A 24,092-nucleotide genomic window follows, 5' to 3' on the forward strand; every position below is an offset into this window, starting at 1 on the left:
GAATGTTTGTTGGATCCGGTAGTGTTAACCTCAAGTCTGCACCCGACCCCACCATGGCGAGGTGCTTCGTGTCCCCGTCAGGGACAGACATTCTTCCGGGAGCTCCCCAAGCCGCACTGCGTTCCGCATGTCGTACCTGGGCAGTACGCCGTGCAACGGCGCTGAGCGGTCCGCGGGGCACGCTCCGGAATCGGTGCGACCACGCCACGTGACACTGGGTGTCACGGCTCGTCGAGGAAGCGCCATCACCAGAAAACTCTTCCGCCGCTCCGGCGGACAACCGCCCCGGCTTCGCCTCAGCAAGGACCGAAGTCGGACAGCACAACCGGTCGCCGAGCCAGACAGGCCGACGTCCGCTCCAGGGAAGGACCCTTCGTGAGCGACACCACCGATCTGATGGGCGCACGTGTCGAGGAGACAGCTGCCGCGCCCGCCACGGACGCCTCCGCGCCTGCCAGCGGTGCCGGCTCCAGGCGGCGCCGCGGTACCGGCCTCGAGGGCATGGTGCTGGCCGAGCTGCAGCAGGTCGCATCGGGCCTCGGCATCAAGGGCACGGCGCGTATGCGCAAGAGCCAGCTGATCGAGGTCATCAAGGAGGCGCAGGCGGGAGGGGGCTCCGCGGCCCCCAAGGCGGCCGCCGCCCCCGCCGGGGAGGTCGCCGAGACCAAGCCCAAGCGCCGCGCCACCTCGAAGAGCCGTACGGGCGAAGCCGCCGAGAAGAAGGCGGAAGCCGCCGCTCCGGCCGAGGCCCCCGCCGAGAAGGCCACGGCCCAGCAGCAGATCGAGATCCCCGGCCAGCCGGCCGGCGGGAACGACGCCCCCACCGAGCGCCGTCGCCGCCGCGCCACCGCCGAGGCGGGCAGCCCCGAGACGGTCGTCGCCGAGGCGAAGAGCGCCCCGAAGGCCGAGACGCCCGCCGCGGTGCAGACCGAGGCCCCCGCGCAGCCGCAGGGCGACGCCGACGGTGGCGAGGGCCGCCGCCGCGACCGCCGTGAGCGTGGCCGCGACCGTGGCGAGCGCACCGAGCGCACCGACCGCGGTGAGCGTGGCGACCGCCGCAAGAGCGAGGACCAGCAGGGCGGCCAGCCGCAGCGCGGCGGCCAGCAGCAGGGCTCGCAGCAGAGCGGTGGCCGTCAGGACCGCCAGGAGCGTCAGGACCGTCAGCAGCGCGACAACGGGCCGCAGGACGACGACGACTTCGAGGGCGGCCGGCGTGGCCGGCGCGGCCGTTACCGCGACCGCCGTGGCCGTCGTGGGCGTGACGAGATCGGCACGGCCGAGCCGCAGCTGACGGACGACGACGTCCTGATCCCCGTCGCGGGCATCCTGGACATCCTCGACAACTACGCCTTCATCCGTACGTCGGGCTACCTGCCGGGCCCCAACGACGTGTACGTCTCCCTCGCCCAGGTCCGCAAGAACGGCCTGCGCAAGGGCGACCACGTCACCGGTGCGGTCCGGCAGCCCAAGGAAGGCGAGCGGCGCGAGAAGTTCAACGCGCTGGTCCGCCTCGACTCCGTCAACGGCATGGCGCCCGAACACGGCCGTGGCCGCCCGGAGTTCAACAAGCTGACCCCGCTCTACCCGCAGGACCGCCTCCGGCTGGAGACGGACCCGGGCGTGCTGACCACGCGGATCATCGACCTCGTGTCGCCGATCGGCAAGGGCCAGCGCGGTCTGATCGTGGCCCCGCCGAAGACCGGCAAGACCATGATCATGCAGGCGATCGCCAACGCGATCACGCACAACAACCCCGAGTGCCACCTGATGGTCGTCCTGGTCGACGAGCGTCCGGAAGAGGTCACCGACATGCAGCGGTCGGTGAAGGGCGAGGTCATCTCCTCGACCTTCGACCGCCCCGCCGAGGACCACACCACGGTCGCCGAGCTCGCCATCGAGCGCGCCAAGCGGCTGGTGGAGCTGGGCCACGACGTGGTCGTGCTGCTCGACTCGATCACCCGTCTGGGCCGTGCGTACAACCTCGCCGCCCCGGCCTCCGGCCGCATCCTGTCCGGTGGTGTCGACTCGACGGCCCTCTACCCGCCGAAGCGCTTCTTCGGTGCGGCCCGCAACATCGAGGACGGCGGCTCGCTGACCATCCTCGCGACCGCGCTGGTCGACACCGGGTCCCGCATGGACGAGGTGATCTTCGAGGAGTTCAAGGGCACCGGCAACATGGAGCTCAAGCTCGACCGCAAGCTTGCCGACAAGCGCATCTTCCCGGCGGTGGACGTCGACGCGTCCGGCACCCGTAAGGAAGAGATCCTGCTCGGCAACGAGGAGCTGGCGGTCACCTGGAAGCTGCGCCGGGTGCTGCACGCGCTCGACCAGCAGCAGGCGATCGAACTGCTCCTGGACAAGATGAAGCAGACGAAGTCGAACATCGAGTTCCTGATGCAGATCCAGAAGACGACGCCGACGTCGGGCAACAACGACTGACATCGGTCCGCAAAAGGCTGGAAAGGAAGGGTCGCCCCCCGTTCTCGGGAGGCGGCCCTTTCCGCTGTTTCTCGACGGGGTACTATCTCGCCTTCGGTCATATTTTCGACCACCAACTTCAGATCCCGAGGGGGGACTTGAGTGGGTACACCCACGTCCGGGGGACGGCGTCACAGACGTCGGATGCGGATTGTTCTGCCGGTCGCCGCGGCCGGCCTCGCCGCCGCGGTGGCCGGTGCGCTGCTGACCTCGTCGGCGCAGGCGGCCGAGGCGCCGCCGACGCCCAAGGCCAGCGCGCCGTCGGCGAAGGAGCTGCAGAAGCGGCTCGACATCGCCGTGGCCGGTGACGACATCGCGGGCAAGACGTCGAAGGCGTCCCTGAGCGCGAGCACGGCCGCCACCACGATCGACCCGAAGATCATCGGCGGTACGACCACCACGATCGCCAAGGCGCCCTGGATGGCGCAGCTCTGGTACGGGGACGATCGCGGCACCCCCGACAACACCAACGACGACATCGGCTTCTTCTGCGGCGGCGCGGTCGTGTCGCCGACGAAGATCCTCACCGCCGCGCACTGCGTCAAGGGCTACGACTGGAAGGCCAACGGCGCGATCGTCACCGGCACGTCGCAGCTGCCGTCCGAGGGCGATGTGCACGGTGGCACCGTCAGCGGCGTGTGGCTCCAGTGGAACCACTGGTCGTACAGCGCGTCGTCGCTGGACAACGACATCGCCGTGCTGACCCTGCCGAACCCGATCAAGGCCACGCCCATCCCGATGATCCCGGCGGCCAACACCGGGTCGTACGTGGCGGGCAACAAGGCCACCGTCTACGGCTGGGGCCGCACCAGCTCCACCAGCCAGGACATCTCCGACACGCTGAAGACGGCCACGCTGCCGATCCAGTCGGACAGCACCTGCTCGAACTACTACAGCGCCGACTTCGTCAAGGGCCACATGGTGTGTGCGGGCACCCCCGCCACCGGCAGCGACGAGGGCACCACCTCCGCATGCAACGGCGACTCCGGCGGTCCGCTGGTCTACGGCGGCCGGCTCGTGGGCGTCGTCTCCTGGGGCGTGACGGACTGCGTCGCGAGCGGCGCGTACAGCGTCTTCAGCAAGGTCACCTCGTACGTCGGCACGGTCTATCCGCGCATCGACGACACCAACCTCAGCGGTGACCACAACGCGGACCTGTTCGTGCGCAACTCCAGCAGCCAGACCGGCTACGAGCTGGACTCCAAGGGCACCTCGCTGGCCGCGCGGCTGTCCTGGGGCAACTGGAGCGGCTACAACCTCATCGTGCAGGCCGACCTGGACCGTGACGGCTACCAGGACCTGATCGTGCGCCGCACGTCCGACGGGGACGTCTTCTGGAAGCACTTCGTGCCCGCCAGCGGAACCTGGGCGAACAAGCTCATCGGCGACAACTGGAAGACCCGCCTGGCGATCGTCGCCCCCGGTGACGTCACCGGCGACTACCTGCCCGACCTGGTCTCCGTCGACGCCGCCGGCGCGCTGTGGATCTACCCGGGCAAGGGCAACGGCAGCTTCGGCGCCGTCTCGAAGGCCGGCACGGGCTGGAACAGCTTCAACTTCGTGCGCGGCCACGGCGACCTCAACAACGACGGCCGGGCCGACCTGCTCGCCCGCAACAAGACCAGCGGCGCGGTCTACCTGTACCGGGGTCGCGGCGTCACCGGCACGGGCGCCTTCGCGCCCGGTCTCAAGGTGGCGACCTGGAGCAACAGCACGTACAACGCGTTCGCCACGGTCGGCGACGTCAACGGCGACGGAAAGGCCGACCTGCTGGCCCGCACGCCCGCCGGCAAGCTGGTCCTGTACCGGGGCAACGGCGGCGCCACAAATGTGATCTTTTCCGCAGCGCTGTCCCTCGGCACGTCGTTCAAGCAGTACGACATTCTCGGCTGAGTCAGGCCGAAGACGCAGGTGAGCGGTGTGCTCCCCGCCCACTTGCGAAACGCCCCGTGTTCGGTCCGCAGCGGATCGGGCACGGGGCGTTTGTGCAACCCTGTCCCGAGTTTCCCCGTCTGACCCGGCGGAGCGACGATGGTGAGGATGCACGAGAACAGAGGAGCACATGTCCGCCGACAGCACGCCGGAGCCCGGCATACCGGGTGAGGCCGGAACGACGAGCGGCGCGGCCGGCAGCAACGGGCCGCGCCATCGCAAGCAGCGAGGCAGGCGCAAGGGGCTGCTGATCGCCGCGTGGACCGCCGCGGGCATCCTCGTACTGGGCGGCACCGGTGTGGGCTACCTGTACTTCAAGCTCAACGGGAACATCGAGAGCGTCGACATCGACCACGCGCTGGGCACCAACCGGCCCGTCAAGGTCGACAACGGCTCCGAGAACATCCTCGTCCTCGGCTCGGACACCCGCTCCGGCGCCAACAAGAAGCTAGGCGGCGGCGCCGACGACGGCAGCGCCCGCTCCGACACCGCGATGATCATCCACGTGTACGAGGGCCACAAGCAGGCCAGCGTGGTCTCCATCCCGCGCGACACCCTCGTCGACCGCCCCGTCTGCACGGACACGCAGGGCGTCAGCCACGACGCCGCGTCCGACGTCATGTTCAACTCGGCGTACTCCACGGGCGGCGCCGCCTGCGCGGTGAAGACGGTCGAGTCGATCAGCGGCGTCCGGATGGACCACTACCTCGAGGTCGACTTCGCCGGCTTCGAGAAGCTCGTCGACGAACTCGGCGGGGTCGAGGTCACCACGACCAAGGCCATCGACGACCCCGACAGCCATCTGAAGCTCAAGGCGGGCACCCACACGCTCACCGGCGAGCAGGCGCTCGGCCTGGTCCGCACCCGGCACGGCGTCGGCGACGGCTCGGACCTCGGCCGCATCCAGCTCCAGCAGGCCTTCATCAAGGCCCTCGTCGAGCAGGTCAAGCACGTCGGCCTGTTCACCGGTGGCACGAAGCTGTACAACCTCGCCGACACCGCGACCAAGGCCGTCACGACCGACTCCGACCTCGGCTCGCTGAACTCCCTGATGTCCTTCGCCAACGGCCTCAAGGGCATCAGCGCGGCGAACATGAACATGGTGACGATGCCGGTCGTGTACGACCCGGCCAACCCCAACCGGGTCCTCGTCGCCGAGGCGAAGGCGCAGCAGGTCTGGACGGCGCTGAAGAACGACCGGCCGATCCCGAAGGCGGCCGTCGAGGGCAATGCGAAGGGCGAGGCGGCAGGGGTCGTGACGGCGTCGTAGGGGTGCGCGACAGGCCCCCGCAGGCCCGCGGGGAATAGATCGGGGCAACCCCCGGTTTTGGGGGATGCGGCCAGTCCTGGCAGACTGGTACGTCGGCCCCGGTTCACGCTGGTCGTGTCCCGCGACAGCGACCCGGCGCCCTCCCGAAACTAGGAGACACCTTGAAGCGCGACATCCACCCCGAGTACGTCGAGACGCAGGTCAGCTGCACCTGTGGCGCGTCGTTCACCACCCGCAGCACGATCGAGAGCGGTTCCATCCGCGCCGACGTCTGCTCCGAGTGCCACCCGTTCTACACGGGCAAGCAGAAGATCCTCGACACCGGTGGCCGTGTGGCCCGCTTCGAGGCCCGCTTCGGCAAGGCTTCCGCCGGCTCCAAGAAGTAGCGAGCCCCTTTTCGCCGGTCCACGGTCGTGTCCCCGCCCCGGGGGCACGCCGGGACCGGCGTTTTTGGTCGCCCGCCTTCCCCCACGCACGTCTAGGAGCCCACCATGTTCGAGGCCGTCGAGGAGTTGCTCGGTGAGCACGCCGACCTGGAGACGAAGCTGGCCGATCCGTCGGTCTTCGCCGACCAGGCCAACGCGCGCAAACTGAACAAGCGTTACGCCGAGCTGACCCCCATCGTCGGCACCTACCGCTCCTGGAAGCAGACCGGCGACGACATCGAGACCGCGCGCGAGTTCGCCGCCGACGACCCCGACTTCGTGGCCGAGGTCAAGGAGCTGGAGAAGCAGCGCGAGGAACTCACCGAGAAGCTGCGCCTGCTGCTCGTCCCGCGGGACCCCAACGACGACAAGGACGTCATCCTCGAGGTCAAGGCCGGCGCGGGCGGCGACGAGTCGGCGCTGTTCGCCGGCGATCTGCTGCGGATGTACCTGCGCTACGCCGAGCGCGTGGGGTGGAAGACCGAGATCATCGACGCCACCGAGTCCGAGCTGGGCGGCTACAAGGACGTCCAGGTCGCGGTGAAGACCAAGGGCGGCCAGGGCGCCACCGAGCCCGGACAGGGCGTCTGGGCGCGGCTGAAGTACGAGGGCGGCGTGCACCGGGTGCAGCGGGTGCCCGCGACCGAGTCGCAGGGGCGGATCCACACCTCCGCCGCCGGCGTGCTCGTCACGCCCGAGGCCGAGGAGGTCGACGTCGAGATCAACGCCAACGATCTGCGCATCGACGTGTACCGGTCCTCCGGCCCCGGCGGCCAGTCCGTCAACACCACCGACTCCGCGGTGCGCATCACGCACATTCCCACCGGAGTCGTCGCCTCCTGCCAGAACGAGAAGAGCCAGCTGCAGAACAAGGAGCAGGCGATGCGTATCCTGCGCTCCAGGCTGCTCGCAGCGGCGCAGGAGGAAGCGGAGCGGGAGGCCGCGGACGCCCGTCGCAGCCAGGTCCGCACCGTCGACCGCTCCGAGAAGATCCGCACGTACAACTTCCCGGAGAACCGCATCTCGGACCACCGCGTGGGCTTCAAGTCGTACAACCTGGACCAGGTCCTGGACGGCGACCTCGACGCGGTGATCCAGGCCTGCGTCGACGCGGACTCGGCCGCCAAGCTCGCGGCCGCGTAAGGCAACGCACGCACCAGTACGACACGGAGGACTTGCGTGAACCTGCTGCTCGCAGAGGTGGCCCAGGCCACCCAGCGGCTGGCCGACGCCGGCGTGCCCTCGCCGCGCAACGACGCGGAGGAGCTCGCCGCGTTCGTGCACGCCGTGAAGCGCGGTGAGCTCCACTCCGTCAAGGACTCCGACTTCGACGCCCGCTACTGGGAGACCATCGCCCGGCGCGAGCAGCGCGAGCCGCTGCAGCACATCACCGGGCGGGCCTTCTTCCGGTATCTGGAGCTCCAGGTCGGCCCCGGGGTCTTCGTGCCGCGCCCCGAGACCGAGTCCGTCGTGGGCTGGGCCATAGACGCCGTACGCGCCATGGACGTCGTCGAGCCGCGGATCGTCGACCTGTGCACCGGCAGCGGCGCCATCGCGCTCGCCCTCGCCCAGGAGGTCCCGCGCTCCGCCGTGCACGCCGTGGAGCTGTCCGAGGACGCCCTGCGCTGGACGCGCAAGAACATGCAGGGGTCCAGGGTCGACCTGCGTCAGGGCGACGCCCTGGACGCCTTCCGCGACCTCGACGGCCAGGTCGACCTGGTCGTCTCCAACCCCCCGTACATCCCGCTCACCGAATGGGAGTACGTCGCTCCCGAGGCACGGGACTACGACCCCGAACTCGCCCTGTTCTCCGGCGAGGACGGCCTCGACCTGATCCGGGGCATCGAACGCACCGCGCACCGGCTCCTCCGTCCGGGCGGTGTCGTCGTCATCGAGCACGCCGACACCCAGGGCGGCCAGGTGCCGTGGATCTTCACCGAGGAACGGGGGTGGGCCGACGCGGCCGACCACCCCGACCTCAACAACCGTCCGCGCTTCGCCACCGCCCGCCGGGCGATGCCGTGAGCGCGCCCCACACTGGTGACCCGCAGCAGTACGTGTACGAGGAGGCCCGCTAAATGGCTCGGCGATACGACACCAACGACGCGACCGACCGAGTGACCGGTCTGCGCGAGGCCGCGTCCGCCGTCCGCCGTGGCGAGCTCGTGGTCCTGCCGACCGACACGGTGTACGGGATCGGCGCCGACGCGTTCTCCTCGGACGCCGTCGTCGACCTCCTCGCGGCCAAGGGGCGGGGCCGCAACATGCCCACTCCGGTCCTCATCGGCTCCCCGAACACCCTGCACGGCCTCGTCACGGACTTCTCCGAGCTGGCCTGGGAGCTGGTCGACGCCTTCTGGCCGGGCGCGCTGACGCTCGTCGCCAAGCACCAGCCGTCCCTGCAGTGGGACCTGGGGGACACCCGGGGCACGGTCGCCGTGCGCATGCCCCTGCACCCGGTCGCCATCGAGCTGCTGACGGAGGTCGGCCCGATGGCGGTCTCCTCCGCCAACCTGACCGGCCACCCCGCGCCGGAGAACTGCGACTACGCGCAGGAGATGCTCGGCGACTCCGTCTCCGTCTACCTCGACGGCGGCCCGACCCCCGGCAACGTCCCCTCCTCGATCGTCGACGTCAGCCGAGAGGTGCCGCTGCTGCTGCGTGAGGGCGCGATCACCGTCGACGAGCTGCGGAAGGTCGTACCCGACCTCGAGGTGGCGAATTGACAGCCCCTGACGCGGGGCGTGGCATAGGCAACGGGGAACGTGCCGCGGAACAGACCACGACGTTCGGGTTTCCGCGCGACACCTTCCGCATCCTCCACGTCAGCACCGGAAACGTCTGCCGCTCGCCCATCACCGAGCGGCTGACCCGGCATTTCGTGTCCCAGCGGCTCGGCCTGCTGGGCGGCGGGCTGATCGTGGAGAGCGCGGGCACCTGGGGCCACGAGGGCGCGCCGATGGAGGCCAACGCGGAGACCGTGCTGGCCGACTTCGGCGCGGACGCGACCGGCTTCATCGGCCGCGAGCTCCTCGACGAGCACGTCATCATGGCCGACCTGGTCCTGACGGCGACCCGTGACCACCGCGCCCAGGTCATCTCCATGGGCCACTCGGCGGGCCTGCGCACCTTCACCCTGAAGGAGTTCACCCGCCTGGTGAACGCCATCGACACCACCACGCTCCCGCCGCTCGACGAGGGCGTGGTCATGCGCGCCCGCGCCCTGGTCCGCGCCGCGGCGGCGCTCCGCGGGTGGCTCCTGGCCCCCACCCTGGAGGCGGACGAGGTCTACGACCCCTACGGCGCGCCCCTCCCCTTCTTCCGCTCGATCGGCGACGAGATACACGAGGCCCTGGACCCGGTGGTCACGGCCCTTACGGGTGTGCCCGCGCGCATGTGACGCGGCAGCGCCCCAAAGAGGCGCGCGGCGCTGACATGTGCGGCTCCGCCGCGCGGGCGCGACCAGCCACGACGGCGCCGCAGCCGAACGACGTCACATCGCGGCACTACCAGCGCAGCGCTCAGCGGAGCGCCGCTTCCGTGCCGGGCCTACATTGGACGTACGTCATCGTCGACGCCCGGAGCGCATCATGTCGGTCACCCATGTCCCCGAGGCCGATGTCCTGCGCCGGCAGGACCCCGAGCTGGCCGAGATCCTGCTCGGGGAACGGGAGCGGCAGGCCACCACGCTCCAGCTGATCGCCGCCGAGAACTTCACCTCGCCCGCCGTGCTGGCCGCACTGGGCTCGCCGCTCGCCAACAAGTACGCGGAGGGGTATCCGGGGGCCAGACACCACGGCGGCTGCGAGATCGTCGACGTCGCCGAGCGCATCGCCGTGGACCGCGCCAAGGCGCTGTTCGGCGCCGAGCACGCCAATGTGCAGTCCCACTCGGGCTCCTCGGCGGTGCTGGCCGCCTACGCCGCCCTGCTGCGGCCCGGCGACACCGTCCTCGCGCTGGGGCTCCCCTACGGGGGCCATCTCACCCACGGCTCGCCGGCGAACTTCTCCGGGCGCTGGTTCGACTTCGTCCCCTACGGGGTGGACGCCGAGACCGGGCTCGTCGACCACGAGCAGGTCCGCGCCCTGGCCCGCAGCCACCAGCCCAAGGCGATCGTGTGCGGGTCCATCGCCTACCCCCGCCACTTCGACCACGCCTTCTTCCGGGAGGTCGCCGACGAGGTCGGCGCCTATCTCATCGCCGACGCCGCCCACCCCATCGGGCTCGTCGCCGGGGGAGCGGCGCCCAGCCCGGTGCCGTACGCCGACATCGTCTGCGCCACGACGCACAAGGTGCTGCGCGGGCCGCGCGGCGGGATGATCCTCTGCGGCGCCGACCTCGCCGAACGGGTGGACCGGGCCGTCTTCCCGTTCACCCAGGGCGGCGCGCAGATGCACACCATCGCCGCGAAGGCCGTCGCGTTCGGCGAGGCGGCGACGCCGGCGTTCGGCGTGTACGCCCATCAGGTGGTCGCCAATGCGAGGGTTCTGGCGGCCGCTCTGGAGGCGGCGGGGCTGGTCGTCACGACCGGCGGCACCGACACCCATCTCATCACCGCCGACCCGGCGCCCCTAGGCGTGGACGGGCGCACCGCGCGCGGGCTGCTCGCGGCCGCCGGGATGGTGCTGGACTGCTGCGCCCTGCCACACGGCGGAGCCGTATACGTCACGGCCGCACACACCCGTGGCCTGCGCCTGGGCACCGCCGCGGTCACCACCCAGGGCATGCGGGAGGAGGAGATGAGGCGGATCGCGGCGCTGCTCGCGGGGGTGCTGCGGGAGGAGATCGAGGGCAAGAAGGCCCGCGAGGAAGTGCGTGAGCTGACCCTGGCGTTCCCGCCCTGTCCGGCGTGACCATTCCCGCCCTGTCCGGTCCGAACCGGGGCAGGCGTACCCCGTACGCGCCCCGGCGCGTACCCCCCTCGCGCCGCTCCGCACAGCCTCACGTGAAACCATCGTCACTACCCGGAAGTCCTCACACATATGCGAGACATATGCGCTGAGTAGGAGTCGATCGCTAGGGTGTGGGACTGAGATGGCCAGCGAGACCTGTGGGGAAGCCCGTGCGTGAATACCTGCTGACGCTCTGCATCACGGCCGCGGTGACGTATCTGCTGACAGGGCCGGTACGTAAGTTCGCGATCGTGGCCGGAGCGATGCCGGAGATCAGGGCCCGTGACGTGCACCGGGAACCGACTCCGCGGCTCGGCGGGATCGCGATGTTCTTCGGCCTGTGCGCCGGACTGCTGGTCGCCGACCATCTCACCAACCTCAACGAGGTCTTCGAGAAGTCGAACGAGCCGCGCGCCCTGCTTTCCGGGGCGGCGCTGATCTGGCTGATCGGCGTCCTGGACGACAAGTTCGAGATCGACGCGCTGATCAAGCTGGGCGGCCAGATGATCGCCGCCGGCGTCATGGTCATGCAGGGTCTGACGATCCTGTGGCTGCCCATCCCGCTGGTCGGCACGGTCGCGCTGACCCAGTGGCAGGGCACCCTGCTGACGGTGGCGCTGGTCGTCATCACCATCAACGCCGTCAACTTCGTGGACGGCCTGGACGGCCTCGCCGCGGGCATGGTGTGCATCGCGTCGGCCGCGTTCTTCATGTACGCCTACCGCATCTGGTACTCGTACGGCATCGAGGCCGCCGCCCCGGCGACGCTGTTCGCGGCGATCCTGATGGGCATGTGCCTGGGCTTCCTGCCGCACAACATGCATCCCGCCCGGATCTTCATGGGCGACTCGGGCTCGATGCTGATCGGCCTGGTGCTGGCCGCGGGCGCGATCTCCATCACGGGGCAGGTCGACCCCGACGTCATGAAGCTGTTCTCCGGGTCCGAGCGCAACGCCGTCCACCAGATGGTGCCGGTCTACATCCCGCTGGTGATGCCGCTGACGATCATCGCGATCCCGGCGGCCGACCTGGTCCTGGCGATCGTGCGCCGCACCTGGCGCGGCCAGTCGCCGTTCGCGGCGGACCGCGGGCATCTGCACCACCGGCTGCTGGAGATCGGCCACTCGCACAGCCGTGCGGTGCTGATCATGTACTTCTGGTCGGCGCTGATCGGCTTCGGCGCGCTCGCCTACTCCGTCAACGCGGCCTCGATGTGGATCGTCCTCGGTGTCGTGATCCTCAGCGCGATCGGGCTGCTGCTGCTTCTGCTGCCGCGTTTCACGCCGCGTGCGCCGCGCTGGGCCGAGGCGTTCGTCCCGCCACGCTACCGCCGCCCGACGGCCACCCCGGACGAGGCCCTGGTGTCCGCCCCCGCCGCGGCCGCCGTGTCGACGGCCCCGGCCGAGCGCGTCTCGGAGACGGTCCCGGCGCGCGAGCCGGGCGCTCCGCGCACCCTGCACGGCAGCACGGCCCTGTCGGAGCGGACCGCCCGACTGCGCACGCAGGAGCGCGAGCGCGCGTAAGCGCTCCGCTGGAGGTGCCGCGATGTGTCGTTGTTTTGCTGCGGCGCCGTTGTGGCTTGTCGCGCCCGCGCGGCGGAGCCGCATATGTCAGCGCCCCGCGCCCCTTTAGGGGCGCTGCCGAACCGCAGCCGATCTTCACGCCGGCCGGGCTTCGGCGATATCGTCCGGTGGTCACCTGCAGCATGAGGGGTTCTTCTGTGAGTGCCGACCGCGTCGACGAGAACCTGTGGGTCCGTCAGTTCCACCCGGCGCCGACCGCGGCGACCAGGCTGGTCTGCCTCCCGCACGCCGGTGGATCCGCCTCGTACTTCTTTCCGGTCTCCAAGGCGCTCGCCCCGGGCGTCGACGTTCTCGCCGTCCAGTACCCCGGACGGCAGGACCGTCACCGTGAGCCGTGCATCGACAACATCGCCGAGTTGGCCGACGCCGTGACGGCCGTGCTGCTGCCGCTGGCCGACCGGCCGCTGGTGCTCTTCGGGCACAGCATGGGGGCCAGTCTCGCCTTCGAGGTGGGCGTGCGGCTGGAGAAGGCCGGCGTCGTGCCCCTGGCGCTGTTCGTCTCGGGCCGGCGCGCTCCGTCCCGGCACCGCGTCGAGACCGTGCATCTGCGCAGCGACGACGAGATCATCGCCGAGATCAGGGCGTTGAGCGGGACGCAGTCCGCGGTGCTCGCGAACGAGGAGATCCTGCGGATGGTGCTCCCGGCCATTCGCAGCGACTACAAGGCCGCCGAAACGTACCGCCACACCGACGGAGCGCGGCTCGCGGCGCCGATCCAGGCGCATTTCGGGGTGGACGATCCACGGGTCAGCCGCGACGAGGCGGCGGCCTGGGCGGACCACACGAGCGGCGGGTTCGAGTTGCGGAGCCATCCCGGCGGGCATTTCTACCTCAACGAACAGGCGCCCCGGGTCATCGAGGCGATCGCCCGCGTGACCTCCGCTCTCCCACCGACAAGGTAAGAATCTGACTAGAGCATTGCCAAGTCGTGGGAGAACGGCGGGCGGGCAAACTCGCCCATTACCAGACAACCTCCCCCGGTTCTCGCGCAGACGCGCACTGTCACTCTCATGTGTGACAGCCCGCACACCCACTAGGTAAAGACCTCATCAAATAGTTTGTGATACGGTTCACGAGAACCCCCGGAGAGAGCCGACGGACCGCACTACGACGGTTCATTGGAGCGAGGCGGCGCGAGGTCTCTCGCCCCTCGGGCCGGGACTACGCTCGTCCATGACGACACCCTGCCCCCCTTGAATGCGGAGTTGCCGCCATGCAGTCCAACGACGTACGAACGCTCGTGCACTGTGCCCTGCCCACCGCGCTCGCGGGTGCGGCGGGAGTCGCGGTCAGTGCCGCCGTCTCCGGTGGCAAAGGAGCGCTCGGCGCCGTCTTCGGCGCGGCTCTCGTCCTGCTCTTCATGGGCGGCGGACTGATGGTGCTGCTGCGCACCGCGCGCCAACTTCCCCACCTGTTCCAGTCGATGGGGCTGTTGCTCTACACCACGCAGATCCTGTTCCTGATGATCCTGCTGATCGCCTTCAAGGGGACCTCGGCCTTCGACCCGAAAGCCTTCGCCTTCACCCTGCTCGCAGCCACCCTCGTGTGGATGGCCGCGCAGGTGCGCTCGCACATGAAGGCCAAGATCCTCTACGTCGAGCCGGACTCCGCCCGGACGACGTCGTGACCTGTAGGGCCGGGGTAAAGGGCCTTCCGCTCTTTTGCTATGGTCTCGCCACAACTGCGGCAGAGCTGACGCGGGCGGCAGCCGTGCCTGTGACGCCTCACGGCTCGGAGCCCAGTCGCCGCCCCCGTATCCGTAAGTCCAGTCCAGTGCCGTCCCGCGGTCGCAGGCCGCGCCGACACATCGAGGTTGCCGTACCCATGCGCCACGCTGAAGGAGCTCGCGGTGAGTAACGCCCAAACGCTCGCCTTCGAGACCGACTGTCATATTTTCGACGGGTGCGGTTTCCCGACCCCCGGCCTGCACTCGTTCTTGTTCGAGCCGCTGTTCACCGTGGGCGGCATCGAATTCAACAAGCCGATGCTGCTGTCGCTGGTCTCCACCGTCATCGTCATCGGATTCTTCTGGGCCGCCTTCAACAAGCCGAAGCTGATCCCCGGCAAGCTCCAGATGGTGGGCGAGGCCGGCTACGACTTCGTGCGCCGCGGGGTCGTGTACGAGACGATCGGCAAGCGGGAGGGCGAGAAGTACGTCCCGCTGATGGTCTCGCTGTTCTTCTTCGTCTGGATCATGAACCTCTGGTCGATCGTTCCGCTCGCCCAGTTCCCGGCCACCGCGGTCATCGCGTTCCCGGTCGGTCTCGCCGGCCTCGTCTACATCGTGTGGATGAGCGTGACGTTCAAGCGCCACGGGTTCATCGGCGGCTGGAAGAACATCACGGGCTACGACCCGTCGCTCGGCCCCGTGTTCCCGATGGTCATGTTCTTCGAGTTCCTGTCGAACGTGTTCATCCGGCCCTTCACGCACGCCGTCCGACTCTTCGCGAACATGTTCGCCGGGCACGTCCTGATCCTGATCTTCACCATCGGGACCTGGTACCTGCTCAACGGCATCGGCATCGCCTACTCGGCGGTCTCGTTCCTGATGGTCCTCGTGATGACGGTCTTCGAGCTGTTCATCCAGGCCCTTCAGGCCTACGTCTTCATCCTCCTGTCCTGCAGCTACATCCAGGGCGCGCTCGCCGAGCACCACTGAGCACCAGCACCACCACGCACCTGATCAACATCCCCTGAACTTCCGGTGGCCAACCCCCACCGGCCTGTGTAAAGAGAAGGAAGTTACGGCATGTCCGCTCTCGACACCCTCGCCGCGGTCGAAATCAAGGGCAACCTCGCTGCCATCGGCTACGGTCTCGCGGCCATCGGCCCCGGCGTCGGCGTTGGCATCATCTTCGGTAACGGCACGCAGGCGCTCGCCCGCCAGCCCGAAGCCGCCGGTCTGATCCGCCAGAACCAGATCCTCGGCTTCGTGCTCTGTGAGGCGCTCGCCCTGATCGGCCTGGTCATGGGCTTCGTCTACCCGACGTCCTGATCCGGTTTAACGCCGACGAGAGAATTCCACGGAAGGAACTGATGTGATCTCGCCCTTGCTGCAAATCGCGGCTGAGGAGGAGGCCCAGAATCCTCTGATCCCGGAGATCCCCGAGCTCGTCATCGGTCTGATCGCGTTCGCGATCGTGTTCTTCGTCCTGGGCAAGAAGCTCCTTCCGAACATCAACAAGGTTCTGGAAGAGCGCCGCGACGCCATCGAGGGCGGGATCGAACAGGCCGAGATTGCTCGGACCGAGGCGCAGAGCGTTCTGGAGCAGTACAAGGCCCAGCTGGCCGAGGCCCGTCACGAGGCCGCGCGGCTGCGCCAGGAAGCGCAGGAGCAGGGCGCCACGCTCATCACCGAGATGCGCGCGGAAGGCCAGCGCCAGCGCGAGGAGATCGTCGCCGCCGGGCACCACCAGATCGAGGCCGACCGCAAGGCCGCAGCGTCCGCGCTGCGCCAGGACGTCGGCAAGCTCGCCACCGAACTGGCCGGCAAGCTGGTCGGCGAGTCCCTCGAGGACCACGCCCGCCAGAGCCGCGTCATCGACCGCTTCCTCGACGAGCTCGAGGAGAAGGCCGAGGCGTCTCGATGACCGCACACGGAGCGAGCCGCGAGGCATTCGCAGCAGCCCGTGAGCGTCTCGACGCGCTGACGGACTCCACGTCCGTGGACGCGGCACGGCTGGCCGGCGAGCTGGCGGCGGTCACCGCCCTGCTCCACCGCGAGGTCTCCCTGCGTCGGGTCCTCACCGACCCGTCGCAGGCCGGCGACGCCAAGGCCGAGCTGGTCCAGCGCCTGCTCGGCAGCCAGGTGGGCGGCAGCGCTGCCGACCTGGTCGCCGGCACGGTGCGCTCCCGCTGGTCGCAGTCCCGCGACCTGGTGGACGTGCTGGAGGAGCTGGCGAACATCGCCGACCTCACCGCCGCGCAGAAGGCGGGCAAGCTCGACAACGTCGAGGACGAACTGTTCCGCTTCGGACGGATCGTCGCCTCGGACACCGGGCTGCGCGCAGCACTGACCGACCGGAAGGCCACCGCCTCGGCCAAGAGCGAGCTGCTGCACAGCCTGCTCGGCGGCCGGGCCGACGCGGCCACCGAGCGACTGGTGACGCGCCTCGTGACCGCGCCCCGTGGACGTAGCCTGGAAGCGGGCCTCGAAGCCCTGTCCAAGCTCGCCGCTGAGCGCCGGGACCGCATGGTCGCCGTCGTCACCTCGGCGGTACCGCTGAGCGACCCGCAGAAGCAGCGCCTCGGCGCCGCCCTCGCAAAGCTCTACGGCCGCCCGATGCACCTCAACCTCGACGTGGACCCCGCGGTCCTCGGCGGGATCCGGGTGCAGGTCGGCGACGAGGTGATCAACGGCTCCCTCGCGGACCGCATCGAGGACGCCGCCCGCCGCATGGCGAGCTAGCAGCAGCAACTCAAGACCGCAGTACGAACTGATGGCGGCCCTGGTTGGGCCGTGCAGAGGATTCACCTCTTTCAGGGGGGAGTCCCCATCCCCCCAAAGTGAAACTTCGGGCCCAACAAGGAGAGCAGGGAACCCAGATGGCGGAGCTCACGATCCGGCCGGAGGAGATCCGGGACGCGCTGGAGAACTTTGTCCAGTCGTACAAGCCGGACGCGGCCTCGCGCGAGGAGGTCGGTACGGTCACCCTTGCCGGCGACGGCATCGCGAAGGTCGAGGGCCTCCCCTCGGCCATGGCCAACGAACTGCTGAAGTTCGAGGACGGCACCCTCGGCCTCGCGCTCAACCTGGAAGAGCGCGAGATCGGCGCCGTCGTCCTCGGCGAGTTCAGCGGTATCGAGGAGGGCCAGCCGGTCACCCGCACCGGCGAGGTGCTGTCCGTGGCCGTCGGCGAGGGCTACCTCGGCCGTGTCGTCGACCCGCTCGGCAACCCGATCGACGGCCTCGGCGAGATCGAGACGTCCGGCCGCCGTGCCCTGGAGCTGCAGGCTCCCGGTGTCATGGCCCGTAAGTCGGTGCACGAGCCGATGGAGACCGGCTACAAGGCCGTCGACGCGATGACCCCGATCGGCCGTGGTCAGCGTCAGCTGATCATCGGCGACCGCCAGACCGGCAAGACCGCCCTGGCCGTCGACACGATCATCAACCAGCGTGACAACTGGCGCTCCGGCGATGTGAACAAGCAGGTCCGCTGCGTCTACGTCGCCATCGGTCAGAAGGGCTCGACCATCGCCTCCGTGCGTGGCGCCCTCGAAGAGGCCGGCGCGCTGGAGTACACGACCATCGTCGCCGCCCCGGCGTCCGACCCGGCCGGCTTCAAGTACCTGGCGCCGTACACCGGCTCGGCCATCGGTCAGCAGTGGATGTACGAGGGCAAGCACGTCCTCATCATCTTCGACGACCTGTCCAAGCAGGCCGACGCCTACCGCGCCGTGTCGCTGCTGCTGCGCCGCCCGCCGGGCCGCGAGGCCTACCCGGGCGACGTCTTCTACCTGCACTCCCGTCTGCTGGAGCGCTGCGCGAAGCTCTCCGACGAGCTGGGCGCCGGCTCGATGACCGGTCTGCCGATCGTCGAGACGAAGGCCAACGACGTCTCGGCGTTCATCCCGACCAACGTCATCTCCATCACCGACGGCCAGTGCTTCCTGGAGTCCGACCTGTTCAACGCCGGCCAGCGTCCGGCCCTGAACGTCGGTATCTCGGTCTCCCGCGTCGGCGGCTCCGCCCAGCACAAGGCGATGCGCCAGGTGTCCGGCCGGCTCCGCCTCGACCTCGCCCAGTACCGTGAGCTGGAGGCCTTCGCCGCCTTCGGTTCCGACCTGGACGCCGCGTCGAAGTCGCAGCTGGAGCGTGGTCAGCGACTGGTCGAGCTGCTCAAGCAGCCGCAGTACCAGCCGATGCCGACCGAGGACCAGGTCGTCTCCGTGTGGGCCGGCACCACCGGCAAGATGGACGACGTTCCGGTCGCCGACATCCGCCGCTTCGAGAAGGAGCTCCTGGAGTACCTGCACCGCAAGGAGCAGGGCCTCATGACCTCCATCAAGGAGGGCGCGAAGATGTCGGACGACACCCTCATCGCTGTTGCCGACGCGATCGCCGAGTTCAAGAAGCAGTTCGAGACCTCGGACGGCAAGCTTCTCGGCGAGGACGCCCCGGCCGCGGCCAAGTGACGTAAGGAAGGGACCTGACTCATGGGAGCCCAGCTCCGGGTCTACAAGCGTCGCATCCGATCCGTCACCGCGACCAAGAAGATCACCAAGGCGATGGAGATGATCGCCGCCTCGCGTGTCGTCAAGGCGCAGCGCAAGGTGGCGGCCTCCTCGCCGTACGCGGCCGAGCTCACCCGCGCGGTCACGGCGGTCGGCACCGGCTCGAACACGAAGCACCCGCTGACCACGCAGGCCGATACGGTCGTGCGGTCCGCGGTGCTGCTCCTGACGAGCGACCGCGGTCTCGCGGGCGCCTTCAACTCCAACGCCATCAAGGCCGCGGAGCAGCTGACGGCGCGCCTCGAGGCCGAGGGCAAGCAGGTCGACACGTACATCGTCGGCCGGCGCGGTCTGGCCCACTACCACTTCCGTGAGCGCACGGTCGCGGGGTCGTGGACGGGCTTCACCGACGAGCCGACGTACGCGGACGCCAAGAAGGTCGCGGGGCCGCTGATCGAGGCCATCGAGAAGGACACGGCAGCCGGCGGCGTGGACGAACTCCACATCGTCTTCACCGAGTTCGTCTCGATGATGACGCAGACGGCGCTCGATGACCGTCTGCTGCCGCTCAGCCTCGACGAGGTGGCGAAGGACGCAGCCCCCAAGGGCGAGATCCTTCCGCTGTACGACTTCGAGCCCTCGGCGGAGGACGTCCTCGACGCCCTTCTGCCGCGCTATGTGGAGAGCCGCGTCTACAACGCTCTCCTCCAGTCGGCAGCCTCGAAGCACGCCGCCACGCGGCGCGCGATGAAGTCGGCGACCGACAACGCAGGAGAGCTCATCGAGACGCTCTCCCGCCTTGCCAACGCGGCCCGCCAGGCCGAAATCACCCAGGAAATCAGCGAGATCGTCGGTGGCTCCGCAGCCCTGGCCGACGCGACCGCGGGGAGTGACAGGTAATGACGACGACAGTTGAGACGGCCGTTGCCACGGGCCGCGTCGCCCGGGTCATCGGCCCGGTCGTCGACGTGGAATTCCCCGTCGACGCCATGCCGGAGATCTACAACGCCCTTCACGTCGAGGTGGCCGACCCGGCCCTCGCCGGCGAGAAGAAGACGCTGACCCTGGAGGTCGCCCAGCACCTGGGTGACGGCCTGGTCCGCACCATCTCCATGCAGCCCACCGACGGTCTGGTCCGCCAGGCCGTGGTCACCGACACCGGCACGGGCATCACCGTCCCGGTCGGCGACTTCACCAAGGGCAAGGTGTTCAACACCCTCGGTGAGGTGCTGAACGTCGACGAGACGTACGAGGGCGAGCGCTGGTCCATCCACCGCAAGGCCCCGCGCTTCGACGAGCTCGAGTCGAAGACCGAGATGTTCGAGACCGGCGTCAAGGTCATCGACCTTCTCACCCCGTACGTCAAGGGTGGAAAGATCGGTCTGTTCGGCGGTGCCGGCGTCGGCAAGACGGTGCTCATCCAGGAGATGATCTACCGCGTCGCCAACAACCACGACGGTGTCTCCGTGTTCGCCGGCGTCGGCGAGCGCACCCGTGAGGGCAACGACCTCATCGAGGAGATGGCCGACTCGGGCGTCATCGACAAGACCGCGCTGGTCTTCGGTCAGATGGACGAGCCCCCGGGCACCCGGCTGCGCGTGGCCCTGGCCGGTCTGACCATGGCGGAGTACTTCCGCGATGTGCAGAAGCAGGACGTGCTGTTCTTCATCGACAACATCTTCCGCTTCACGCAGGCCGGTTCCGAGGTCTCGACCCTGCTCGGCCGCATGCCCTCCGCGGTGGGCTACCAGCCGAACCTGGCCGACGAGATGGGTCTCCTCCAGGAGCGCATCACCTCGACCCGTGGTCACTCGATCACCTCGATGCAGGCGATCTACGTCCCCGCGGACGACCTGACCGACCCGGCCCCGGCCACCACCTTCGCCCACCTCGACGCGACGACGGTTCTGTCCCGTCCGATCTCCGAGAAGGGCATCTACCCGGCCGTGGACCCGCTGGACTCCACGTCCCGGATCCTGGACCCCCGCTACATCGCGGCGGACCACTACAACACCGCGATGCGCGTCAAGACGGTCCTGCAGAAGTACAAGGACCTTCAGGACATCATCGCGATCCTCGGTATCGACGAGCTGGGCGAGGAGGACAAGCTCACCGTCCACCGCGCCCGTCGCGTGGAGCGCTTCCTGTCCCAGAACACCCACGTCGCCAAGCAGTTCACCGGCGTCGACGGGTCGGACGTTCCGCTGGACGAGTCGATCACCGCGTTCAACGCGATCATCGACGGCGAGTACGACCACTTCCCGGAGCAGGCGTTCTTCCTGTGCGGTGGCATCGAGGACCTCAAGGCCAACGCCAAGGAGCTGGGCGTCTCCTGAGGCTCGGAGCCGCAGGGCTCCAGGCTTTGAAACGCGTATGAGGGGGCGGGCGCGTCCCGCCCCCTCACTCACGCCTACTAGACTTGTAACCAACACCCGGCAGAACCCGCCGGGTGGTGACCCGAGGAGCCACCTTGGCTGCTGAGCTGCACGTCGCGCTGGTCGCGGCCGACCGAGAGGTCTGGTCCGGCGAGGCCACCCTGGTCGTCGCGCGCACCACGTCCGGCGACATCGGCGTCATGCCCGGTCACCAGCCGCTGCTCGGTGTGCTGGAGTCGGGCCCGGTGACCATCCGTACGAGTGATGGTGGAACGGTCGTCGCCGCGGTGCACGGCGGTTTCATCTCGTTCGCGGACAACAAGCTGTCGCTGCTGGCCGAGATCGCCGAGCTGTCGGACGAGATCGACGTCCAGCGCGTGGAGCGCGAGCTCGAGCGCGCGAAGGCGGAGGGCGACGCCGCCGCCGAGCGTCGCGCGGACGTTCGACTGCGTGCGGCGGCGACGCGCTGACCCAGCGCGGAGCCGTATGACGTCACTCAGCCGCGGCCGGCACCGGAGCAATCCGGAGCCGGCCGCGGCTGAGGCAGATATGGATGTTTTTTCCGTTCCGTTACCTATTTTCGGTACCTAGGAGACGAGGAGGTCGGTGTCGATGGTCCTCGCTCTGACTGTGTGCGGAAGCGTCGTGGCCCTGGTGGCGCTGGGGCTGTTCGTCTTCGGCCTGCGCCGCAGACTCATCCAGCGCTCCGGCGGCACCTTCGACTGTTCCCTGCGCTGGGACGTGCCCGAGAAACCGGACACCAGCGGAAAAGGCTGGAGCTACGGCGTCGCCCGCTACAACGGCGACCGTATCGAGTGGTACCGCGTCTTCTCCTACGCCTACCGCCCGCGCCGAGTGCTGGAGCGCGGCTCGATCGAGGTCGCGGGCCGCCGCCTCCCCGAGGGCGAGGAGGAACTGGCCCTGCTGTCCGACGCGGTGATCCTCGTCTGCGTCCACCAGGGCACGCGCCTCGAACTCGCGATGAGCGAAGACGCGCTGACCGGTTTCCTCGCGTGGCTGGAGGCAGCCCCGCCCGGTCAGCGCGTCAATGTTGCTTAATCAGCCGAACTTTCCTACGACAGGCCGCTGTTGATGGCGCTCACCAGCTCGCCGTTGCCGGTGTCGCCGCTGAACTCCCAGAAGAACGCGCCGCCGAGGCCCTGGTTCTTGGTCCAGGTCATCTTCCCGGCGATCGTCGACGGGGTGTCGTAGGACCACCAGTTGCTGCCGCACTTCGCGTACGCCGTGCCCGCGATGGTGCCGGTGCTCGGGCAGGACGTCTTGAGAACCTTGTAGTCCTCGATGCCCGCCTCGTACGTGCCCGGTGCCGCGCCCGTCGCCGAGCCGCCCGGGGCCGCCTGGGTGACGCCGGTCCAGCCGCGGCCGTAGAAGCCGATGCCCAGCAGGAGCTTGGCCGCCGGGACGCCCTTCGCCTTGAGCTTGGCGATCGCGTCGGCGGAGTTGAAGCCCGCGACCGGGATGCCGGTGTACGAGGTGAGCGGCGAGTGCGGAGCGGTCGGGCCGTCCGCGTCGAAGGCGCCGAAGTAGTCGTACGTCATCACGTTGTACCAGTCGAGGTAGGCCGAGGCGCCGCCGTAGTCGGCCGCGTCGATCTTGCCGCCGGAGGAGCCGTCGGCGGTGATGGCCGCGGTGACCAGGTAGTTGGAGCCGAACGTCGAGCGCAGCGCCGACATCAGGTTCCTGAAGGCCGCGGGGCCGGACGTGTCGCAGGTCAGGCCGCAGGCGTTCGGGTACTCCCAGTCGATGTCGATGCCGTCGAAGACGTCCGCCCAGCGCGGGTCCTCGACGACCGCCTTGCAGGAGGCGGCGAACGCGGCCGGGTTGGCGGCGGCCTGCGCGAAGCCGCCGGAGTAGGTCCAGCCGCCGAAGGAGTACAGCACCTTGATGTGCGGGTACTTGGCCTTCAGCTGGCGGAGCTGGTTGAAGTTGCCGCGCAGCGGCTGGTCCCAGGTGTCGGCCGTGCCGGACACGGACTGGTCGGCGGTGTACGCCTTGTCGTAGGCGGCGTAGGTGTCGTCGACGGTGCACTGGCCGTTCTTGACGTTGCCGAACGCGTAGTTGATGTGGGTGATCTTCGCGGCCGAGCCCGAGGTCACCAGGTTCTTGACGTGGTAATTGCGGCCGTAGACGCCCCACTCGGTGAAGTAGCCGAGCTTGACCTTGCTGCCGGTGGGCGGGTTGGTGCCGCCGGTGGTGCGCACGGAGACCGCGCCGCTCACCGGGCCCAACTGGTCGGCGGTGTCCCGGGCCTGGACGGTGTACGAGTAGTCCGTACCGGCCGTCAGACCGGTGTCCGTGTACGAGGTGGCCGTCACCGTCGCGATCTTGGCGCCGCCGCGCAGGACGTCGTAGTTCTTGACGCCCTTGTCGTCGGTGGCCGCGCTCCAGCTGAGCGTCGCCGAGGTGTTGGTGACGCCGGAGGCGGTGGGGGTGCCGGGCGCGGAGGGGGCGTTGTCGCCGGGAACCGTGCCGCCGCTACAACTGCCGCCGTTCAGCTTGCAGTTGGCGGGAGAGCCGGTGCCGCTGCCGTTGAAGCCGAAGGTGACCGAGGCGCCGGCGGCTATCGAGCCGTTGTACGACTTGTTCTTGGCGGTCCAGTGGGTGCCGGAGGACGTGACGTCGGCGTCCCAGGCGGAGGTGACGGACGTGCCGGAGGGGAAGTCCCACTCGATCGTCCAGGAACTGATGGCGGTGGTGCCGGTGTTCTTCACCGTCCACCGGCCCTCGAAGCCGGTGCCCCAGTCCGAGGCCTTGGTGTAGGTGGCGGTGGCGGACGTGGCGGCTTCGGCGGGGCCGGCGAGGCCGACCGCGCCGGCCAGGGGGAGCAACAGGGCGGCGAACCCTGCCGCGACTCGGTGTCTGAAGCGCATGCTGCGCCTCCTAGGGGAGTCGGGGGGCGCGACTGAGCCTTCACGCCCACAGTGCCGCGAGAATAGAAAGGT

At 69.2% G+C, this 24,092-nt stretch carries 22 protein-coding genes; 21 read left to right on the forward strand and 1 reads right to left on the reverse strand.

Features of this window, described 5'->3' with window-relative positions; genetic code table 11:
* Positions 1-375 precede the first annotated feature (375 nt).
* From rho to ACWCPF_RS30830, 21 genes are all read left to right on the forward strand, one after another.
* Positions 376-2,439, forward strand: coding sequence for a transcription termination factor Rho (gene rho, locus ACWCPF_RS30730; RefSeq protein ID WP_451048356.1), 2,064 nt, complete (start codon positions 376-378; stop codon positions 2,437-2,439).
* A gap of 183 nt (positions 2,440-2,622) precedes the next feature.
* Complete coding sequence (locus tag ACWCPF_RS30735; RefSeq protein WP_451048357.1) at positions 2,623-4,371, forward strand: trypsin-like serine protease; 1,749 nt, start codon at positions 2,623-2,625, stop codon at positions 4,369-4,371.
* A gap of 169 nt (positions 4,372-4,540) precedes the next feature.
* Entirely contained in the window at positions 4,541-5,680 is a 1,140-nt protein-coding gene (locus tag ACWCPF_RS30740) for an LCP family protein (protein WP_451048358.1), read from the forward strand.
* A 161-nt stretch (positions 5,681-5,841) separates the two neighbouring features.
* Entirely contained in the window at positions 5,842-6,066 is a 225-nt protein-coding gene (gene rpmE / locus ACWCPF_RS30745) for a 50S ribosomal protein L31 (protein ID WP_351903514.1), read from the forward strand.
* A gap of 105 nt (positions 6,067-6,171) precedes the next feature.
* Positions 6,172-7,248, forward strand: coding sequence for a peptide chain release factor 1 (prfA, locus tag ACWCPF_RS30750; RefSeq protein ID WP_451048359.1), 1,077 nt, complete (start codon positions 6,172-6,174; stop codon positions 7,246-7,248).
* Positions 7,249-7,284: 36 nt separating this feature from the next.
* Positions 7,285-8,130 (forward strand): peptide chain release factor N(5)-glutamine methyltransferase, encoded by an 846-nt coding sequence (gene prmC / locus ACWCPF_RS30755; RefSeq protein ID WP_451048360.1) that lies wholly within the window; start codon positions 7,285-7,287, stop codon positions 8,128-8,130.
* Between the two features lie 53 nt (positions 8,131-8,183).
* Positions 8,184-8,831, forward strand: coding sequence for an L-threonylcarbamoyladenylate synthase (locus tag ACWCPF_RS30760; protein ID WP_451048361.1), 648 nt, complete (start codon positions 8,184-8,186; stop codon positions 8,829-8,831).
* The gene (locus ACWCPF_RS30765) at positions 8,828-9,505 is read left to right on the forward strand and encodes an arsenate reductase/protein-tyrosine-phosphatase family protein (protein WP_451048362.1); all 678 of its coding nucleotides are present in this window, start codon (positions 8,828-8,830) and stop codon (positions 9,503-9,505) included. Before ACWCPF_RS30760 ends, ACWCPF_RS30765 begins: the two co-directional genes overlap by 4 nt.
* Before the next feature lie 190 nt (positions 9,506-9,695).
* Positions 9,696-10,958 (forward strand): serine hydroxymethyltransferase, encoded by a 1,263-nt coding sequence (locus ACWCPF_RS30770; protein ID WP_451048363.1) that lies wholly within the window; start codon positions 9,696-9,698, stop codon positions 10,956-10,958.
* Positions 10,959-11,167: 209 nt separating this feature from the next.
* Positions 11,168-12,520, forward strand: a complete 1,353-nt coding sequence (locus tag ACWCPF_RS30775) for an MraY family glycosyltransferase (protein ID WP_451048364.1) — start codon at positions 11,168-11,170, stop codon at positions 12,518-12,520.
* Positions 12,521-12,717: 197 nt separating this feature from the next.
* Complete coding sequence (locus ACWCPF_RS30780; protein ID WP_451048365.1) at positions 12,718-13,482, forward strand: thioesterase II family protein; 765 nt, start codon at positions 12,718-12,720, stop codon at positions 13,480-13,482.
* Between the two features lie 311 nt (positions 13,483-13,793).
* Complete coding sequence (locus tag ACWCPF_RS30785; protein ID WP_451048366.1) at positions 13,794-14,207, forward strand: hypothetical protein; 414 nt, start codon at positions 13,794-13,796, stop codon at positions 14,205-14,207.
* Between the two features lie 222 nt (positions 14,208-14,429).
* Positions 14,430-15,239, forward strand: coding sequence for a F0F1 ATP synthase subunit A (gene atpB / locus ACWCPF_RS30790; protein ID WP_451048367.1), 810 nt, complete (start codon positions 14,430-14,432; stop codon positions 15,237-15,239).
* A gap of 90 nt (positions 15,240-15,329) precedes the next feature.
* Positions 15,330-15,575, forward strand: a complete 246-nt coding sequence (locus ACWCPF_RS30795) for an ATP synthase subunit c family protein (protein WP_020131181.1) — start codon at positions 15,330-15,332, stop codon at positions 15,573-15,575.
* A 46-nt stretch (positions 15,576-15,621) separates the two neighbouring features.
* Positions 15,622-16,170, forward strand: a complete 549-nt coding sequence (locus ACWCPF_RS30800; RefSeq protein WP_451048424.1) for a F0F1 ATP synthase subunit B — start codon at positions 15,622-15,624, stop codon at positions 16,168-16,170.
* Complete coding sequence (locus tag ACWCPF_RS30805) at positions 16,167-16,988, forward strand: F0F1 ATP synthase subunit delta (RefSeq protein WP_451048368.1); 822 nt, start codon at positions 16,167-16,169, stop codon at positions 16,986-16,988. Before ACWCPF_RS30800 ends, ACWCPF_RS30805 begins: the two co-directional genes overlap by 4 nt.
* A gap of 137 nt (positions 16,989-17,125) precedes the next feature.
* A complete protein-coding gene (gene atpA, locus ACWCPF_RS30810; RefSeq protein WP_451048369.1) occupies positions 17,126-18,715 on the forward strand; it encodes a F0F1 ATP synthase subunit alpha in 1,590 nt (529 codons plus the stop codon).
* Between the two features lie 21 nt (positions 18,716-18,736).
* The gene (locus ACWCPF_RS30815) at positions 18,737-19,654 is read left to right on the forward strand and encodes a F0F1 ATP synthase subunit gamma (protein WP_451048370.1); all 918 of its coding nucleotides are present in this window, start codon (positions 18,737-18,739) and stop codon (positions 19,652-19,654) included.
* Positions 19,654-21,090, forward strand: coding sequence for a F0F1 ATP synthase subunit beta (gene atpD, locus ACWCPF_RS30820; RefSeq protein ID WP_451048371.1), 1,437 nt, complete (start codon positions 19,654-19,656; stop codon positions 21,088-21,090). The genes ACWCPF_RS30815 and atpD overlap by 1 nt, the downstream gene beginning before the upstream one ends.
* 134 nt (positions 21,091-21,224) lie before the next feature.
* Entirely contained in the window at positions 21,225-21,599 is a 375-nt protein-coding gene (locus ACWCPF_RS30825) for a F0F1 ATP synthase subunit epsilon (protein WP_079659511.1), read from the forward strand.
* A 142-nt stretch (positions 21,600-21,741) separates the two neighbouring features.
* A complete protein-coding gene (locus tag ACWCPF_RS30830) occupies positions 21,742-22,188 on the forward strand; it encodes a DUF2550 domain-containing protein (protein ID WP_451048372.1) in 447 nt (148 codons plus the stop codon).
* Between the two features lie 14 nt (positions 22,189-22,202).
* Here the strand turns inward: ACWCPF_RS30830 and ACWCPF_RS30835 are convergent, their stop codons facing one another.
* Complete coding sequence (locus ACWCPF_RS30835) at positions 22,203-24,020, reverse strand: glycosyl hydrolase family 18 protein (RefSeq protein ID WP_451048373.1); 1,818 nt, start codon at positions 24,018-24,020, stop codon at positions 22,203-22,205.
* Positions 24,021-24,092 lie beyond the last annotated feature (72 nt).

Source organism: Streptomyces sp. NPDC001858 (assembly GCF_053594615.1).

What these genes read in the sequence shown, in the direction of transcription:
- ACWCPF_RS30735 (WP_451048357.1), top strand. Translation starts at nt 2,623, where the DNA reads ATGCGGATTGTTCTGCCGGTCGCCGCGGCCGGCCTCGCCGCCGCGGTG.
- ACWCPF_RS30740 (WP_451048358.1), top strand. Translation starts at nt 4,541, where the DNA reads ATGTCCGCCGACAGCACGCCGGAGCCCGGCATACCGGGTGAGGCCGGA.
- prfA (WP_451048359.1), top strand. Translation starts at nt 6,172, where the DNA reads ATGTTCGAGGCCGTCGAGGAGTTGCTCGGTGAGCACGCCGACCTGGAG.
- ACWCPF_RS30760 (WP_451048361.1), top strand. Translation starts at nt 8,184, where the DNA reads ATGGCTCGGCGATACGACACCAACGACGCGACCGACCGAGTGACCGGT.
- ACWCPF_RS30770 (WP_451048363.1), top strand. Translation starts at nt 9,696, where the DNA reads ATGTCGGTCACCCATGTCCCCGAGGCCGATGTCCTGCGCCGGCAGGAC.
- ACWCPF_RS30785 (WP_451048366.1), top strand. Translation starts at nt 13,794, where the DNA reads ATGCAGTCCAACGACGTACGAACGCTCGTGCACTGTGCCCTGCCCACC.
- ACWCPF_RS30795 (WP_020131181.1), top strand. Translation starts at nt 15,330, where the DNA reads ATGTCCGCTCTCGACACCCTCGCCGCGGTCGAAATCAAGGGCAACCTC.
- ACWCPF_RS30805 (WP_451048368.1), top strand. Translation starts at nt 16,167, where the DNA reads ATGACCGCACACGGAGCGAGCCGCGAGGCATTCGCAGCAGCCCGTGAG.
- atpA (WP_451048369.1), top strand. Translation starts at nt 17,126, where the DNA reads ATGGCGGAGCTCACGATCCGGCCGGAGGAGATCCGGGACGCGCTGGAG.
- ACWCPF_RS30815 (WP_451048370.1), top strand. Translation starts at nt 18,737, where the DNA reads ATGGGAGCCCAGCTCCGGGTCTACAAGCGTCGCATCCGATCCGTCACC.
- atpD (WP_451048371.1), top strand. Translation starts at nt 19,654, where the DNA reads ATGACGACGACAGTTGAGACGGCCGTTGCCACGGGCCGCGTCGCCCGG.
- ACWCPF_RS30830 (WP_451048372.1), top strand. Translation starts at nt 21,742, where the DNA reads ATGGTCCTCGCTCTGACTGTGTGCGGAAGCGTCGTGGCCCTGGTGGCG.
- ACWCPF_RS30835 (WP_451048373.1), bottom strand. Translation starts at nt 24,020, where the DNA reads ATGCGCTTCAGACACCGAGTCGCGGCAGGGTTCGCCGCCCTGTTGCTC.